Origin of the sequence: uncultured Henriciella sp. (assembly GCF_964005855.1) — a bacterium.
Classification (GTDB): Bacteria; Pseudomonadota; Alphaproteobacteria; order Caulobacterales; family Hyphomonadaceae; genus Henriciella.
In genome coordinates, this window is record NZ_CAXFSW010000023.1 from 1 (window position 1) to 17,166 (window position 17,166).

The window sequence follows — 17,166 nt, forward strand, 5'->3', positions numbered from 1 at the left end:
CTTCTGCCCGTTCGCCTTCAATTTCGGCAAGGCGGTAGACGGCCGGACGGCCCGCATCGATTTCTGCTTCGACAATGTCGACAAGCTCGTCATATTTGGCATCTCGCGCTTCGGCGAGGGTTCTCTGTCTGGCTATTCTTCTCTTGTCAGCGAGAAGGACGATCAGTTCAGCGCGCAATGCCGCGTATCGGGCATCGCGAACCGCCTCGGTCTGTGCCGACATCGCACGGGCCTCACCGGCGCGGGCTTCACGGCCCGCGAGGTTTGGAAACTGTTGTCGGATGCCGACCGCCTTGTTGGTCGGCAGGTAGCTGTCGAATGACGGACTGAAGATCGGGAAATTGTTGATGCCGACCGAAATTACCGGATCCGGCAGGGCTGTGGCCGCGATAGCTCTTTCACGGCCGGCTTCGGCTTCATAGCCAAGGGCTGTCAGGCTGGGGTGGCCCCTGAGACGGGATTCCAGATCCTGGAAACTCTGGGCGTGGGCGCCTTTTGCCAGCACAACCGAGACAAGCGCGGTCGCCAGCAGGCTCCTGGACATTTTTGACATGATGAAACGGGTCTTCCTGAATTGTCTGAAACGATGGTCCGGGTGGCTTTCAGGCCACCAGAAATCATCGCTCTCAATTCAGGAGACGCTGTTTCAGGCTAACGGGCGTAAAGAGAGGAAGATCGGGCGCCGGAGGCGGGCCGGTCTTGAAAACCGTCCTTTCCGGGCGGAAGGCGACCGGTGGATCGGCAAGAACAGCGGCAAACACCTGGGCGGGCTCTGCTGCGGTCGCTGTCGGGTTAGCGTCCACCTGCGCCTGGATCAGCATAGGGCTGCAATCATTGCCCACCGGGCAGTCAGATTGAAGCGGGCTGTCGGACGGCACCTGGATGCGCTGTCCTGCAATCATTTCCGTGCAGGGATGTTCGGCATGTTGGCTTACAGAAGCCTGTTGTGCCGACTCCAGCATCAAGGGGCACGCCATGACGGGTTGGGCCGTCACCAGTACGGCCGCCACAATTATCAGAAGGCGCATCATGAGTTGCATGTGAGATCATCTGTACGCCAGGCGCCTCAGCAAGTCAATACCCCAACGGGGTATGCTGTTACTTCCTGCGTCCGCCTAGAACCGCAACCAGTTCCTCGACCTTGTCACGCCGCTCGGTCACATTGCTGCCGGTCAAGGCTTCGTCGACGCAGGTGGCGATGTGGTCATCAAGTATCGTGTGCTCCAGTCCGGCCAGTGCGGCCTTGATGGCCTGCACCTGGCGGATGACGTCGATACAGTAGCGGTCGTCGGAGACCATTTTCGATACACCGCGAACCTGACCCTCAATCCGGGACAGTCGTCGAATGGCGGCGTCTCTTGTGTCTGATTTCATCGTCAAATACCCCTGTCAGGGTATTATATGGAAAAGAAACGTGTTCGATCCAACCCTGATTGCAGCGGTATCGCGTCCCGGGCCCGGGAAAACGCAAGGCTCCAGGACAAATTAGCGGGAAGTCCCGAAGCCAAGCGCTTCAATGGATTTATGAACAGGTCGGTTTTCCCGCGGCAGTCCATGCTTTCATCGAACCGATATAGACATCGACCCTGGAAAAACCGCTCCGCATGAGCTGGGAGGCTGCGATGGTGGCGCGAGCGCCGGTCCCGCACATGACGGTGACGGGCTGGCCCGGATCGAGATCGCTGGCCGCATCGGGCAGTTTGCCAACATAGGCATGGCGGCTGTTCATGATGTGACCGCTTTCGTACTCGTCGATCGTGCGTACATCGAGCAGGGTCCAGCCAGCCGGGGGGGTGTCCACGCGCGAGGCGACCGTTTCAGTGTCCACGAAATCCAGCATTTCGAGCGGACCATTCTTGACCGCCAGGGGCATTGTGCCGCTGACAAATCCGCTCACATTGTCGAAGCCGATCCGCTGAAGCGTCGTAGCAGCATCGACTGCCTGGTCCGCGTTGCGGGCGACCAGAAGCACGGGTTTGTCGCTTGGCAGCAACCAGCCAGCAAAGGCGGCGAGCATGCCGTGCGGGATGCAGAGCGAACCCGTGCGGTGCCCCCCGGCAAAGTCGAAAATACCGCGAACATCGAGGCAGATCGCATCGCCCGGATCGAGCAGCATGGCCGGGGAGGAGGGCTGCGGGTCCGATGGTGCGGCCCCGGTGCCTTCCATGTTCCCCTCTTCCATGCGCCGGAAGTAGGGTGGAATATAATGGTTCTCGGCAACCTTGGCGTCGATGAAAGCTTCCCGGTCCTCGATCTGCAGGCGTGGATTGTTAAGCTTCTCATGGCCGATCGACGAGAACTCCCGGTCGGCCATGCCGGAACCGCAGATCGAGCCGGCCCCGTGTGCCGGATAGACCAGGCACTGATCCCCGAGCGCTGTAAGCTTTGCAAGACTGTCATAGAGCAGGCCGGCGACTTCACGTCTCCGCTCGGGATAGAAGTCCGTCCGACCGACATCACCGATAAATAGCGCGTCGCCCGTGAATACGCCCACGGGCGCCTCGTCGAAGCTTTTGTCATAAAGCGCATAGGACAGGCTGTCATCGGTGTGTCCGGGTGTTTCGAGCACCTTCAGCAAGGCGCCACCGATCTCGAACGTGTCACCCTCCCGCGTCTCAGCTGCGTACTGGATCGGTTTTTCAGGGTTGGGCCCGTGCCAGACCTGTGCACCGGTTTCTGTCCTCAGGACAGGGGCGCCTGAGAGCAGGTCCTCATTCCTGTGGGTCTCGAAAACGTGCTTGATGACGGCGCCATCATTGCGGGCAAGCTCCAGGTAGACATCAATATCCCGTCGCGGGTCGATGATGGCAGCTTCGCCACCGGCGCTCAGAAAGTAGGAGAGGTGGGCAAGGCCTGGTGTCTTGACCTTTTCGAGTCTCATACTGCTTGGCTCCTATGTAAAATTCGGACTTTCCCGGCTGGGGAGACCGGGTGCACTAGTCCTCTCCAACATTGCTTCCGGCGGGCTGTACGGGATCCAGTTGGCCCTCGAAATCAGGCACGGGGCGGGTGGCGGCCTCGCTTTCGGTTGCTGCCGGACCGTTCGCGGCGATATCGGAGATCAGCCATTCCATTTCCTTGATCTCACGGCGCTGCGCGGTGATGATTTCATCAGCGAGTTTTCTCACGCGCACATCGTCAATATTGGCGCGTTCACTGGTCATGATGGCGATGGAATGGTGCGGGATCATGGCTTCCATGTAGGAGCGGTCCTCCACCGTGGCCTGGCTGCGAACGAGCCAGAGGGCCAGCACGAAAACGACCGCCGCGCCGGCATAGATGCCAAGATTGACCCGCCGGTTCCTATACATGTTCAGCATGAAGCTCAGCATCACGACGGCCATGGCCGCACCCATGATGAAGGCCATGTAGAAGCGCGTCTCACTCCAGTAGACATGTTCCCAGGCATAGGTGTTCAGATACATCAGCCCGAGCATGACGACCGTCGAGGTCGCAATCATCGCGGCAAACCGCCAATAGCTGGTTTTCATTTCCATTCTTAGATCCTCCTTATACGGGCATGGGGTATTTTAGCCACTAACGGAGCATACCCTCCAGGGGTTCCACGATGACTCTTTCTTTCCGGCGCTGCAGAAATCCTCATGGTCTGGTCTTTATGCATGAGCACGGAGATGAAGGAGTCCAGGAGGGGCCCAAGCAGGAAGGCACTCGATGTTTCCAGACATGCAAGGGTGGTCCGGATGCTGTCTCTGTTCCCGTAATATCAGAGTTTCAGGCCTCGAAGCCGCAGCGCATTCGCAATCACGGAAACCGAGCTGAGGCTCATTGCGGCCGCTGCGATCATGGGGCTGAGCAACAGACCGGAGAAGGGGTAGAGGATACCCGCCGCAACCGGCACACCGAGTGAATTGTAGATGAAGGCAAAGAAGAGGTTCTGGCGGATATTGCGCATTGTCGCATGGCTGAGTTCACGTGCTTTCGCGACGCCAATCAGGTCGCCTTTGACCAGGGTCACACCTGCGCTCTCCATGGCAACGTCGGTGCCGGTGCCCATGGCAATGCCGACATCGGCCTGGGCGAGGGCGGGGGCATCATTGATGCCGTCCCCGCACATGGCGACACGCGCGCCACCCTTCTGGAGATCTGACACGATGCGGTGCTTGTCTTCCGGCGAGACGTCGGCATGGACTTCGTCAATGCCGACCTTTGCGGCCACGGCGCGGGCCGTATTTTCGCTGTCGCCGGTGAGCATGACGATCTTAAGGCCCTCGGCGTGAAGACGCTTGATGGCTTCAGGCGTGGTTTCCTTGACCGGGTCGGCCACGGCGACGAGTCCGGCAGGTTTGCCATCGACGGCGACGAACATCACCGTCTGTCCTTCCGACCGGTACTTGTCCGCGTCCGCGCCGAGATCACCGGACCAGGCCCCGATACGCTCCATCATCTTGCGGTTACCGATGGCCACACGCTTGCCGTCGACTTCGGCCTGTGCGCCTTCACCGGTGACGGACTGAAAGTTCCGGGCCGTCTGGTCTGGTGCGCTGTGCGTCTCCGCCCCGCGGACAATGGCTTCGGCCAGCGGATGCTCGCTCGAGCGTTCAACAGCGGCAACCAGCCCGAGCAGCGCTGTCTCCTCCAACCCATCTGCGGGCTGGATGCGCACAAGTTCAGGATGTCCCAGGGTCAGCGTCCCTGTCTTGTCAACGATGATGGTATCGACCTTTTCGAACGTCTCCAGTGCTTCGGCGTTCTTGATCAGGATGCCGTTCGAGGCACCCTTGCCGGTTCCGACCATGATCGACATGGGTGTCGCGAGACCGAGCGCACAGGGGCAAGCGATGATCAGGACCGCGACGGCGTTCACGATGGCGAAGGCCATGGCCGGATCCGGTCCAAATATGGCCCAGATGATGAAGGTGATGATCGATATGGCGATCACGGTTGGCACGAAAACCGAGGACACAATATCGACGAGGCGCTGAATTGGCGCGCGCGAACGCTGGGCGGCCGCGACCATCTGGACGATCTGCGACAGGAGCGTTTCCGCGCCGACATGTGTGGCCTTCATGACCAGTGATCCGGTACCATTGACCGTCCCGCCAGTGACTCGCTCGCCTTCAGTTTTCTCCACGGGGACCGGCTCCCCGGTGACCATGGATTCGTCGACCGGGGATCGTCCCTCGATCACTTCACCGTCGACCGGGATTTTTTCGCCTGGGCGAACGCGCAGGTGATCGCCAGCCCTGACTTCGGCAAGGTCGACTTCCTCGTCACTGCCGTCCCCGGCGATCCGGCGGGCGGTCGGTGGAGTGAGTTCGAGGAGCGCCCGGATTGCGCCAGAAGTGGCATGGCGGGCGCGTAGTTCGAGCACCTGTCCGAGAAGGATGAGTGTGACGATCACCGCGGCGGCCTCGTAGTAGACCGCGACCGTACCGCCATGCCCTCTGAAGGAATCAGGGAAAATACCAGGTGCGACGCTCGCGACCAGCGAGTACAGGTAGGCGACCCCGACCCCCATGGCGATCAGGGTGAACATATTGAGGCTACGGCGTTTCACCGAGTCCCATCCACGGGCAAAGAAGGGCGCGCCGGACCAGAGAACGACCGGTGTCGCCAGACCGGCCTGAAGCCAGACACCCCAGGATGGGTCGACCCAGCTTCTGAGTGGACTACCGGGAATCATCTCCCCCATGACAAAGGCAAGCAGCGGCACCGATAGCGCCAGGGCAACCCAGAAGCGCCGTGTCATGTCATCGAGTTCGCTCGTATCCTGTTCGGCGGTTACTGTTTCCGGTTCGAGTGCCATGCCGCAGATCGGACATCCTGTGTTCGACATTTCGCGAACCTGCGGATGCATCGGGCAGGTCCAGATCTTGCCAGCATAATCGGCAGGGACATTGTCATAGGCGTCGTCAGGTTTCTCAGCTACCGCATTGTCATGATGATGACAGGCATGGTCATGATGAGGTTGCTCGTTGTTGCTCATGGCTCTGACCTTTCGGCAGGGATGGAGACAGACGGTTTTGATCTTCAGACCGTTTATTGATCAGCCGATATGATCAATCCGAAACACTGGATATAATACCCTGACGGGGTATGTGCAATGCAACTCCGAACAGGATTTTCGCCCCTGTTCGAACTACGGAGCGGTGGGCCGCCGTCTTCGCATGCTAGTCTGACAGCCTGCCCGATCTGCGCCGCCAGCGTTTGAGTTTCAGGGCTGGTTTCTCCACCAGGTGCCAGGAGGTGCCAGCGCATAACAGCACAAGTGGTGTCGAGATCGCGAGGAGGAGTGCTGGAGGCATATCCCGGTTGGACATCAGGACGCTTTGCAGGACCGGATAGTGCCAGATATAGATGCCATAAGAATAATCGGGCATCCTTGCGAAGCGGTATGAAGGACGTGCAACCAGCCCAAATTGCATGAGACACGCAGCAAGAAGAAGATTGGCGAGCAATTCGCCAACCGCGCTCCAGCCGAACAGGAGAAACGCAGCCAGCGCCAGAAACATGCCAACAGGACCCGGTTGCCGCAGCTTTGGAAAGTGCCAGAGCACCATGCCGATCAGGAAAGCGGTCGTGAACCGGAACAGGGAAATGACACCCGACGGTAACAGGTCGGCCAACGGTGGATGCTGGATGGCAAGATAGGCAAGCTGCGAAGCGACAAGCAGCGCCACTGTTGTCCCAGGTCTTTTCAGTGCCCCCAGCATGAATCCGATTGCGGCGAGCAGATAGGCCAGGACTTCATAGCGTATGGTCCAGAGCGCCCCATTGAAGACCGGCTCGGGTGAAGCATGGAAAACCCCGCCGGGGCTTGTCAGTGGATCGCCCATAAGAAGGGTGCGTGTGACATAGGCCCAGGGCTCTGCCTGGCCGAGATACGCGATCCCGCGAGGCCTCCCGAAGAGCGGTCCAAAAACCAACAGAAGCGCGATTATCAGCAGGATGAAGGCAGGATATATTCTCAATAACCGTGATCGGGCGTAGCTGGCGAGTTCGTTCCGGGTCGCCAGACTCTTGGCAATCAGCAATCCGGAGAGGATGAAGAAGCCGTTCACCGCCAGATAGCTGAAGGTCCAGTCATGTATGCGTGTGGGTTCATACCCTGTCGGAATCATCCATGCATGGCCAACAAGCACAGCGCCTGCCAGGAACCATCGCAACAGTGTGAAATGGTTCGTACCGAAAAGCGGATCCTGTTGAGGACCCGCTCCGGCATCGTTTTCCGGGGCCACGGTCTACCGCCGCGACGCTCTTGAGGATGAATGCGTGTGAACGACATTCCAGGCAGTGCCGATCTTACGGAAAAGCATGGTCTGCTTGCCCGTCCGGTCGAGCCTTTCTCCGCTGGATGCAAGGGTGCCCGTGACGGTCGTATCTGCCACAGCCCAAGCGAAATTGTCGCCCTCGAAGTGGATATGAATATTTGAGAAGCCCAGGTCGAGATCCGGTATCGCGTCCTTTTCCGGTTCGACATGATTTTCAACGAGATCATCGAGGCCGGTATTCCCGCCACCGGATTCGAAATACCTTGCTCCGTCCCAGTCCTGGAAATGAGTGCGGAAAGGTTCGCCGTTTCCGTTTTCCCAGCCTGTCTCGACGGCATTGATTATGTCGAGAATTGCTCGCTCGTCAGCAGAGGCGGGCAAGGGATCATGGTGGCCATCAGAGTTGTCATGTCCGGCAGGAACACCTGTTGGTGTGTCGGGACCGGCATGGGTGTCCTGATCGTCCGCCGAACTGGAATTGCCAGCAGAACCATGATGCCCGTCCGAATTGTCATGCCCGGCAGGCTTTGAATCAGGCGTGCCGGTTTCAGCAGGCTCTGGTTCTTCAGGCGACGAAGTCGCGCTGCCATGATGTCCGTCAGCATTATCGTGGCCCTGGCCAGATTCAGATCCGCCACCATGATCGTGATCGTGACCCGGGCCGCTCGCTTCCGGCAGGCTCTGCACACCAAGACCATATTTGTAGACAATGGTTCCGCCCCACCAGGCGGTGACCGTGAGGAGTCCGGCAACGATCACCGCCGCAAACGTGAAGAGGGTGCCCGGAGCCGAGGCCCTGCGGACCCAGCGCCAGGCTGCGAGTGCGAGCAGGGCAAGACCGCTTGGGACAGCCCAGTTCCGGTGGGTTGTCATCGCTTCATGTGAGGGGCCGTCATGCGCGACGCTATAGTAAGCCTGAAAGCCTGCAGCGATGGTTGCAATGACCGCGACGGACGCCAGTGCCAGCATCCAATCTGCTGCCGGGCGGAGATTGTCACGCATACGCCCTGCAGGCAGGAAAAGTGTGCCGATATAGGCAAGGGCTGCCGAGACACCCAGGGCATAGGTAAAATGTACCAGGATAGGGTGGATGTTCGGTTCGATCAGGTTTTCCATAATGGCCTCCTAGTACCAGGTCCGGAGGCCGATAAGGAAAACCGCCTGGTTTGCCTCGCCGCCTGCGGCTTCAATCATGTCGCGGGTCCCGCCAAAAGCACTTTGCCATTCGACGCCGATATAGGGACCGAATTCGCGGCGAATATCGTAACGGAGCCGCACACCGGCATTGAGGCCGGTCAGACCCGTCCCAAGTTCGCGTTCAGGGATGTCCTGTGCGGAGAATTCTATCTCCGCCCGAGGCTGCAGCACGAGGCGTTGCGTCAGGTGCAGGTCATACTCCGCTTCGCCCCTGGCCGTCAGGTCACCGTCCGTACTGAGGAAGGCGGCACCATCGACTTCGAACCAGTAGGGCGCGAGCCCCTGAAGGCCAAGGACCGCATGGGTTCGCCCTTCCGGTTCAAGGTCCTGACGCAGACCCGCCTGAAGGTCGAAGTAACGGGTAATTGCACGCGACCAGAGCGCCTGAACCTCCGCGTCCTCTATCTTGCCGGCATCAAGGGATACATCGCCTTCTGTTTTAACCCAGAACTTGTTGATGTCGCCGCCATACCAGCCCTGACCATCCCAGAGCAGCGTGTCCTCATCGTCTGCAAACTGGACTTCGAGCCTGTCGGCCATGATCATGAAAGCCGGTTGAGCACCGCCTTCCGCCTGAATGTCCTTGCGAGCCTCGGTCATGGCTTCTTCGCCATAGATGGCTTCAGCCTGATTCCAGGGCGCCGTTTGTGGTGCGTCTTGTGCGAGGGCTGTTCCAGAGCCAATAAAGGAAAACGCGGTGAGCAGGGTCAGGCCTGTCGAACGGAAAGTCATGAGTGTACCTCCCCGTGATTCATGTTCTCATGATCCATGGACGCGGTCCCGGTGTCAGCCGGAGCTTCCGGGATCACGCTCACGACCTGCATCATGCCAGCGTGCATGTGGTATAGAAGGTGGCAGTGAAATGCCCAGTCGCCGACATGCTCCGCGGAGATGTCGACACTGACCTTGTCTGCCGGTTTCACGATCACCGTATGCTTGCGGGGAAGATGATGGCCGCCGCCATTGACGAGATCGAAGAACATGCCGTGCAGGTGGATCGGGTGCGGCATCATGGTGTCATTGATCAGGGTCAGGCGAACCCGTTCACCTTCATAGAATTTGATGGATTCGGTTACCTCGGAAAACTTCACGCCATCGAAGGACCACATATAACGTTCCATGTTCGAGGTCAGATGAACGACGATCTCCCGCCCGGGCGGTCTGTGGTCCTCGTTCATCTCAAGTGCACGCAACTGGCTGTATGTGAGCGTGCGGTGAGGAACGTCATCAAGACCAATCCCCGGTTCGTCCAGCCGGCTCATTGGCATGGCCGCGACATTGGCCACCCCTGGGCCGCGCTGAATGTCGGCCTCAAGCTTTCTGGCGGGCTGGACGGATGGTCCGTGCGGGTCCGGCTTCATGGCCATGTTGCCCATCTCGTGACCGCTCATGCCGCTATGGTCTTTGGTGCCGGACGTCATGTCCTCACTGGCATCATGATCCATGCCTGACACATTGCCATCGTCCATACCGGACATGCCGCCCATCATGCTGTGATCCATACCCATGTCCCGCATTGTGAGCATTGGAACCGCCCGCATCTCGGGTTCTTCTGCCCGCATTCCCGGACGCGGGCCCAGCGTAGCAACAGCCTGGCCTGAACGATCGATGGACTCTGCCACAAATGCATAGGCGCGTTCTTCGGTGGGCTCCACGATGATATCGTAGGTTTCAGCCACGCCCATCTGAAACTCATCGGTCTCGACAGGCTGTATGTTCAGCCCATCAGACTGAACCACGGTCATGGGCAGTCCCGGTATCCTGACATTGAACAGGGTCATGGCCGCGGCATTGACAATCCTGAGGCGAACTTTCTCGCCTGGTCGGAAGACCATGTTGAAATTGTCTTCTGTCGACTGGCCATTGATCAGATAGGTATAGGTTGCCCCTGTGACGTCAGCGAGATCACGCGGGCTCATGCGCATCTGTCCCCACATACCACCAAGACCTGTCGGTTCGGTGAGGGTCGGTTGATTGAAATTCAGGCTTTCGGCATTTTTCTTCAGCTTGCCGTACAGCCTGTGAGGGCTGGTAAAACTCCAATCGCTCAGAACGAGAACATACTCCCTGTCGTACGCGACAGGATCGGCATCCTTTGGGTCAATCACGATCGGACCATAATGTCCGAGCTGTTCCTGCAGACCGGAGTGAGAATGGTACCAGTAGGTGCCATTCTGCGGAATCCTGAATTTGTAACTGAACGTCTCGCCGGGCTTGATTCCCGGAAAACTGACTCCTGGAACACCGTCCATGTGAAATGGCACCAACAGTCCATGCCAATGAATCGAAGTGTCTTCATCCAGCCTGTTGGTGACGTTCAGCGTGACATCGTCACCCTCCCGGAACCGGAGCAGGGGAGCCGGCAGCGTGCCGTTTATGCCGGTCGCCAGGCCCGCCTTTCCGCCTATGCGCACCGGGAATCTCGATATATCCAGGTCGAATTCGGTGCCGGCGAGCGAGGGAATTCCGAGATTTCCGCGGCTCGCTGATCTCGCCCAAGCGGGCAGGAGGCTGGTAGCCCCGTAGGCAGCGCCAGCGCCTAGCGCCGTCTGAAGTAGATGTCTTCTATTGAACACGTTTGGTCTCCATGAATTGAGAATACGACTGAAACGGACTGCTTTCGCAGACGCTCATAAACTCAGCTCTGAAGACGGACCCTAAGTGTTACCGGTGTATGTGCGGGGTCTGGACTTTGCCAATTCTGGCCGATCGGTTCACCACGCTGGTCTGCATATGGCGAACCGAATCTGACTGGAATTTTGGAAGGAATGATCGTTGCTTTTGATAAACTCTGAATAGAATTCGGAGCGCTGTCGGCTTGAGCTACAGTCGCGATCTGGGCTGGACAATCATCAGTATCTTCGTCGCAGGGAATACTGTCCTCAAACCCGTGCATTTGATGGGCATCAAGAGCCATCGCGATGTTGTCAGTTGATCGTGGCAGAGCCTCTGGCGAACAGCCGCACAGAAGTTGGGACAGGCTGAAAAGCGCCGTTGCGATTATTGCTACAAGAGCATTCATATTCGCAACATATACCCCATGGGGGTTTGCGGCAAGGTGGTTTTCGAATAGTCAGGCCCCGACTATGAGCCGCTGGTGGGGTGCAGAAGCAAAGCGCCGGATACTGTCAGAGCAAACGCGGTTTGAGCGGGCAGATGGGCCCTGCTAGCGTAATTGGATACCCAAGACGTCGCCCGAGATCATCCAGCTTGCGGTGATGATGTATATCCGATTTCTGCCGTTGTGAGGCTTTCTCGCGGGACGATGCCTTCAGCCTCCCAGATGAAACCGAGAACTCTGTCGAGCTAGCTTTTCCGGTGCCAAGCTATATTCCATCTGCGCCTGGAGAGATAGGTTACCATGGCTATCATCCGGATCGTTCCAGGGTCGCGTGAGCTCGCACAGGCTCCAGAGCGCGACGACGTGGTCACGATCCTCCTCCCGAAATTCGCGAATGTGCAAGGTCATGTCAGATCAGCTTGTACGGATTCGGCCTCTGGTGCGCGACCGGCGGCTTGTTCCTCCCCGGCGTCCTGACAGATCCCTTCCAGACGGCGGTGGGCGGACGACCGGTCTGCCCGGACCCGCCGCTGGCGCAAGGCGCCGGGGTTTGGTTCGTCTGAAAGCCATGTCAGCGGCCTACCTTTCCGCCTTGCGCCACCGGCTAAGGGGGTCCGGCCTGCCGACTTTCTCGCCGCCCACCCCCGCCTATGTGGCCTTCTCTAATCGGACATGGTTCGTCAACTCCGTTTCCGGATCGCGTCGTTGCACCTCGGCAATGCACCTCGGGCTTCACCGATGATCACCCCTGTTTCATCCACCACGCACACGCTCGACTCGTTCAGCGAAACATCAATCCCAGCGAAATACTTCATAACTGTCTTCTCCTTCTTCTGACCGGAAGTCCCTTCCTTCCCGCAAGTTATCGGAGTGACAGCGTTCGGGGCAGACGCTCCCGGCGCGATGTGGCGTCCGATTATCCCATCTGCCTTGCGGCGTATAATTCCGGCTATCTGCACGGGACATGGATTGCTGCGACCACACCGGACGGGATCATGGACGCGGTCCGCGCCATGCTGGCGGCCTCGCCGCTGCCGGACGCGGAAGAATGGGCGATCCATGACCATGACGGGTTCGAAGGCGCGCCCCTGTCCGACCTCACAGTCCGGCGTCGACGGGGACAAGGAGTTCCCTGAGACCAAGCCAAGGAATGAAAAGGAGACCCCCATGGTAAACACACTCGGATACCCGATGACCAGCTCTTGCCCAGCGCCTGGCTGACGCGGAATTCTTTCATGTCGCCATCGGTCACCGAGCCGATGCGGGCCGCATTCTTCGAGAGTGAGACGCAGGGGCTGAAGGCACCCTCGAATTCAAATTATTAGAACGTTTTGAACGCAATCACCTCAGTGCGAAGGTGATGAGCACTATTGTTAAGCAAATCACGCCAAGCCCAGTTGCGCGAGCGCTTCCAATAGATAGCGTCGACTTCTCGATCATCCGAAACAAGGCGCTCACTGCAACACATCCACGTTGGCTTGCTGGTATGAATGCCGACTCCTAGAGGTGTTGCGCAAATTGTTTTGTTCGCAACAACTATTGACCGTCGTTTCCTGTGCCGGAACCACGACCCGGAATTGACGGCTTTAAAGATCCATCCGCCTTAAATGCATGCGAAAGATATTCGCATTCCCGCTCGAATTCGCCTGGTTGGAACCAACGGCTAACGGTGCTCGGCGAGACGTGCAGCAGCGCGGCCACTGTCCGAATTGTGGCGGTCCCGTCTTTTCCATGCAACTGAGCACCAATCCAGACAGCGTTCTCGCGCAATTCGTGCGAGACAATCTGACGGTGGTACTGGGGGTCTGTTCCCACTAGTCGAGCGTTGATTAGCACGATGAGTTCTCTGTTCATCTCCATCGAGAACCTTCATTATCTCTTCAACGGAGAACCCGTGGGCAGCAAATTCCGATTTCAACGCGAGAACGGAGTCGAAGCCTCCAAGAACTGAAACTTCGATCTCGGCGTCGGCGCCAGCGCGGCGCAGCTTTGTAGGCTTTGCTGGCCTGATTAAAACCGCCTTCGGGACCGCTTCCGTAAGACATAATCAATTTAATCCATCAGTCGGCATTCGTTTTGCTGACTACCAGCGATAACCGAGCTGGCGGCGAACACCAGTCTTCCCGATGCGCCAGTTCGCGAGCTGTTCGCTAATGCCAAAGTGCGTGGCCACGTCCGGAGCCGCCAGCCCTCGACCACAATGATACAGAAGACCGTCTCTAGGGGCTAACATACATCCCGCTAGCCAGTCTGCCTCGTCCTCAATCTCTGCAGGATAGTCACTTAGAAGCAGTATGCCGCCGACCGATCGGTCGGCTCGGCTCGGCTTATGACGCAGTTCTATATGTGCCCACTCATGCATAAGAGTGTTGGCCTGACGCGTTACCGGATGGGCAGAATTCACGATGATCGCTGTTCTTCCACCTTCCTTAACGGTTACGCCGGACCAGCTATCGGGATCAGCCTTCGTGAGTTGCCGCACATGAGATGCATCCATTCCCGGAATTTCCTCGGGGGTCCATACGATTAGGCCCATATCTTTCAAGAACAGCCGCGGGTCGAGACGGTCCTGGGCCGTGACACCGAATGACGAACGGTGTTTCAGCGCCAGCTTCTCGGCTTGGGTTTTAAAGCCGCGCCGCATTGTTAGATGTTTTCGAGATCACGCAGTGCTTGTTGCGCAGCGATGATCATTCCTCCGAGCGCAGTGGCGGTATCCGCGGACGTTGTCTTCTTCTTGCGCAAATGAACCGTTGCCGATTCCTCGCTCGCCTCCGCTGCCTGCATGCCAAGGAAGCGCGTTGGATCGACTTTCAGCCATCGGCAGATTGCGGCAAAGGTGGCTAGGTCGGGGACATGGCCGTTTTCGATCCGCGATAATGTTGATGGGCTAATCCCGATTTCATTTGCGGCGGCCCGAACGCCTAGCGTTCCCCTGCGTTCAATCACCATTTCTCCGAGTTCATTGATGTTCAGGGTCATTTTACGCGTGTCGTACGACACGCCCCTTGACGACTCATGGGCAGTGTTCCTAAAGTGTTTCATGAGTGAGACAGAAAGCGTCTCATGCGTGAAAGGCGTCTTACTTCTAGGACAAAGAATCACACTGCGCGCTTTCCGTCAAGCTCCGCTGGGCCCGGCGCTGGGGCGAAACAACTATGGAGTAGTCCAATGGCGCAACCTGCCTCTCGACCCCAATATCGACTTGTCTTCGACAATCGCATTCTGGAAACCGATGATCCGGAAACTTCAGGACGCGACGTCCTGAACTTGGGCCGCTATCGGCCGGCATCTGACTTCTCGTTGGTCCTGTACGCGAACGCTGGAACCCAGGTTCTCGGGCTTGATGAGACCATCAGGCTCGATATCGACACACCGCCGGTATTGCGGGCGTTCAAAGGCGACCGCCTCTTTCGGGCGACCCTCAATGAACGGGAGGTCGTTTGGGGCGATGACGAGATTTCTGTTGCCGATCTAAGAGTCATCGGCGAAATTTCAGATGACCAGGATTTGTATCTGGATTCAGACAGAGACCGTCTCGTTCCCGACGACGGCAAGGTCCGCCTGCGCCGCGAAGGCGTGGAACGGATTCGCTCGGGGGAGCCCCATGACGCGACCCTCCACATCATTCTGAACGGCGAACAGATCACAGTTGATAAGGGACGGATTTCCTTCTCGGAACTCGCGAAACTCGCATTCCCCAAACTGTTCGGGCGAGACCAGGTTTGCTTCACGGTCTCGTTCTCAAGGGGGCCAAAGCGCCGGCCGGAAGGTTCGCTGCTGGAAGGTGGGAAAATCCGCGTCGTAGAGGGGATGGTCTTCAATGTCTCAGCAACTGATAAATCGTAGCACGGATCTGAAAAGGCTCGTCGATGAGGGTTATGCCGTCCGAGTTGAGGACGGTCACCTTGTCGTCGAAGAAATTCCCTATCTGGATTCGGGGGGAAACATTCGCCGTGGCACTTTCGTTTGCCCGCTTGACGCCACGGCGGAGGGCACGGTTCCTCCGAGTAGACACGTAATGTCGTTCGCAGGAGAAACGCCTTGTGACCGCAAAGGCCGACCGCTGGCGGCGCTCGGACCGACCAGCCCGACGATCAAAAGGCTCGGCGAACTCAATCTGCGCTGCGGCTTCTCCAATAAGCCTCGTGAGGCAAATGGGCGCCGAGGTTATCGTGACTATTACGAGAAGGTGACCACGTATGAGGCGATTATTCTAAGCGAGGTTCACGCGATCGACCCCACGGCTAGTTCGAGGGTGGGAGCCTTGCCACCAAGCGCCTCAGAAAACGATCCCTTCGTCTTCCCCGATAGCGCATCGGCACGGGCGGGGATCTCGCAGCTTTCCAAGTTATTTAAAGGCGAAATCGTCGCTCTCATCGGGCTTGGCGGCACCGGCTCATATATCCTTGATCATGTTTCCAAGGCTCCGGTTGACGAGATCTGGTTGTTTGATGGTGACAAATTCTACCCACACAATGCGTTTCGCTCGCCTGGCGCACCCGCGCGCTCGGAACTACAGCCACCGCCGCATAAGGTGGAATACCATGCGCGCCGCTATGCTCAGATGAAGAACAGTATTATTCCTCATCCCATCAGTCTTTGCGCAGACAATATACACCATCTCGATGGCGCGACATTCGCGTTCGTCTCTATGGACGCGGGGCCTGCCAAGGCAAAAGTGATTGCTAAGCTGGAGGCGATGCAGCTCGCCTTCGTTGATGTCGGTATGGGACTGCACCTCGGATCACGAGGCATCGGCGGCACCCTCCGTGCTGTTCTTAGCACGCATGAAACCCGTGACGCGATCCGGCCGCATATCCCGCTCAACAATTCAGGCGAGGATGAAATTTACACCGCCAATATTCAGGTGTCGGACATGAACAGTCTGAATGCCGATATGGCGATCCAACTCTGGAAAGCACATCGTAGGTTCTATGCCAGCTTCGGCGAGCCCGTATGGATTTACCAGGTCGAGACACACACGATGATCCGGGAAGCGGCATGACGGCGAAAATTGAGGTTCTAACGCCTCGGTTCGTGGAGTTCATTCCTAAAGATCTAGAACCGGGCCTTCTCTATATCTCCATCGAGTACACGACGACCGCGCACAAATGCGCGTGCGGATGCGGCGAAAAGGTTGTGCTTCCTCTCCACCCCACGGACTGGAGAATGACATTCGACGGCATTTCAGTGACCGTGAGACCTTCCGTGGGCAATTGGAGCTTTCCGTGCCGGTCGCACTATCTGATCACCGCAAACCGGATCGTATGGGCGGGTGATTGGAGCGAGGAGATGGTTCAGACGGGGCGGAAGCGTGACGAAGCCCGGAAATCGAACTGGCATCATGAAGCGGACGGAACCGAACGCTCAACGAAGACAATAGGTTCGGCGTCTAAAACCCCAAGAAGCTGGCCCGAACGCATCCTGGATTGGATACGACGCCATTTCGGAGGCGCCGGATAATGCGATCCGGACGAGCCGCAGTCCCGGTATTTTGCGCGCTTATGCATGTGATTGCGGCATGTGCCTTCGGCTCGAACTTATGAACGCCATGGCGATGCGGAAACTGCATCATGCAGTTTCGGATGGATCCTTAAGACTCGCTCAGGCAATAGCCGCGGAAATTGTGGTTCTGTACGGCTCGACATTCTCTCCGATTCTGAAAGTCCTGAA

16 protein-coding genes are annotated in these 17,166 nt (G+C 58.0%); 4 read left to right on the forward strand and 12 right to left on the reverse strand.

All coding sequences use genetic code 11. The features are described 5' to 3' along the window. From ABNU55_RS14460 to ABNU55_RS14505, 10 genes are all read right to left on the reverse strand, one after another. On the reverse strand, nt 1-553 hold a 553-nt coding region (locus ABNU55_RS14460; RefSeq protein ID WP_348764501.1), incomplete at its 3' end, for a TolC family protein. Nucleotides 554-626: 73 nt separating this feature from the next. Continuing rightward, nucleotides 627-1,040, reverse strand: a complete 414-nt coding sequence (locus tag ABNU55_RS14465; RefSeq protein WP_290749240.1) for a hypothetical protein — start codon at nt 1,038-1,040, stop codon at nt 627-629. Between the two features lie 58 nt (nt 1,041-1,098). Beyond that, nucleotides 1,099-1,374 (reverse strand): metal-sensitive transcriptional regulator, encoded by a 276-nt coding sequence (locus tag ABNU55_RS14470; RefSeq protein WP_290749242.1) that lies wholly within the window; start codon nt 1,372-1,374, stop codon nt 1,099-1,101. A 148-nt stretch (nt 1,375-1,522) separates the two neighbouring features. Further along, nucleotides 1,523-2,881, reverse strand: coding sequence for an MBL fold metallo-hydrolase (locus tag ABNU55_RS14475; RefSeq protein WP_290749245.1), 1,359 nt, complete (start codon nt 2,879-2,881; stop codon nt 1,523-1,525). 55 nt (nt 2,882-2,936) lie between these two features. Further along, nucleotides 2,937-3,497, reverse strand: coding sequence for a DUF305 domain-containing protein (locus ABNU55_RS14480; RefSeq protein WP_290749247.1), 561 nt, complete (start codon nt 3,495-3,497; stop codon nt 2,937-2,939). Nucleotides 3,498-3,724: 227 nt separating this feature from the next. Then, nucleotides 3,725-5,947, reverse strand: a complete 2,223-nt coding sequence (locus ABNU55_RS14485) for a copper-translocating P-type ATPase (protein ID WP_290749249.1) — start codon at nt 5,945-5,947, stop codon at nt 3,725-3,727. A gap of 184 nt (nt 5,948-6,131) precedes the next feature. Continuing rightward, nucleotides 6,132-7,199 (reverse strand): acyltransferase, encoded by a 1,068-nt coding sequence (locus ABNU55_RS14490; RefSeq protein ID WP_290749251.1) that lies wholly within the window; start codon nt 7,197-7,199, stop codon nt 6,132-6,134. A gap of 3 nt (nt 7,200-7,202) precedes the next feature. Beyond that, nucleotides 7,203-8,348, reverse strand: a complete 1,146-nt coding sequence (locus tag ABNU55_RS14495) for a DUF2231 domain-containing protein (RefSeq protein WP_290749253.1) — start codon at nt 8,346-8,348, stop codon at nt 7,203-7,205. A 9-nt stretch (nt 8,349-8,357) separates the two neighbouring features. Then, nucleotides 8,358-9,161 (reverse strand): copper resistance protein B, encoded by an 804-nt coding sequence (locus tag ABNU55_RS14500; protein ID WP_290749255.1) that lies wholly within the window; start codon nt 9,159-9,161, stop codon nt 8,358-8,360. After that, on the reverse strand, nt 9,158-11,005 hold the full coding sequence (locus ABNU55_RS14505) for a copper resistance system multicopper oxidase (RefSeq protein ID WP_290749258.1): 1,848 nt from the start codon (nt 11,003-11,005) through the stop codon (nt 9,158-9,160). The genes ABNU55_RS14500 and ABNU55_RS14505 overlap by 4 nt, the downstream gene beginning before the upstream one ends. Before the next feature lie 1,390 nt (nt 11,006-12,395). Between ABNU55_RS14505 and ABNU55_RS14510 the strand changes: the two genes are divergently transcribed. Next, a complete protein-coding gene (locus ABNU55_RS14510) occupies nt 12,396-12,626 on the forward strand; it encodes an antirestriction protein ArdA (protein ID WP_290754561.1) in 231 nt (76 codons plus the stop codon). A 947-nt stretch (nt 12,627-13,573) separates the two neighbouring features. Here the strand turns inward: ABNU55_RS14510 and ABNU55_RS14515 are convergent. Both ABNU55_RS14515 and ABNU55_RS14520 read right to left on the reverse strand, forming a co-directional pair. Continuing rightward, nucleotides 13,574-14,134: an ImmA/IrrE family metallo-endopeptidase gene (locus tag ABNU55_RS14515; protein WP_290754560.1), complete on the reverse strand. Its 561-nt coding sequence runs from the start codon at nt 14,132-14,134 to the stop codon at nt 13,574-13,576. A 2-nt stretch (nt 14,135-14,136) separates the two neighbouring features. Next, on the reverse strand, nt 14,137-14,493 hold the full coding sequence (locus ABNU55_RS14520) for a helix-turn-helix transcriptional regulator (protein ID WP_290754559.1): 357 nt from the start codon (nt 14,491-14,493) through the stop codon (nt 14,137-14,139). Nucleotides 14,494-14,661: 168 nt separating this feature from the next. Between ABNU55_RS14520 and ABNU55_RS14525 the strand changes: the two genes are divergently transcribed. Genes ABNU55_RS14525 through ABNU55_RS14535 form a run of 3 tightly spaced genes read left to right on the forward strand, consistent with a single transcriptional unit; the run spans nt 14,662 to nt 16,956 of the window. Continuing rightward, entirely contained in the window at nt 14,662-15,339 is a 678-nt protein-coding gene (locus tag ABNU55_RS14525; protein ID WP_290754558.1) for a multiubiquitin domain-containing protein, read from the forward strand. Next, nucleotides 15,314-16,498 carry a ThiF family adenylyltransferase gene (locus ABNU55_RS14530; protein ID WP_290754557.1) on the forward strand — a complete coding sequence of 395 codons (1,185 nt, stop codon included), beginning with the start codon at nt 15,314-15,316 and terminating at the stop codon, nt 16,496-16,498. The genes ABNU55_RS14525 and ABNU55_RS14530 overlap by 26 nt, the downstream gene beginning before the upstream one ends. Next, nucleotides 16,495-16,956: a DUF6527 family protein gene (locus ABNU55_RS14535; RefSeq protein WP_348764502.1), complete on the forward strand. Its 462-nt coding sequence runs from the start codon at nt 16,495-16,497 to the stop codon at nt 16,954-16,956. The genes ABNU55_RS14530 and ABNU55_RS14535 overlap by 4 nt, the downstream gene beginning before the upstream one ends. Nucleotides 16,957-17,166: the final 210 nt, after the last annotated feature.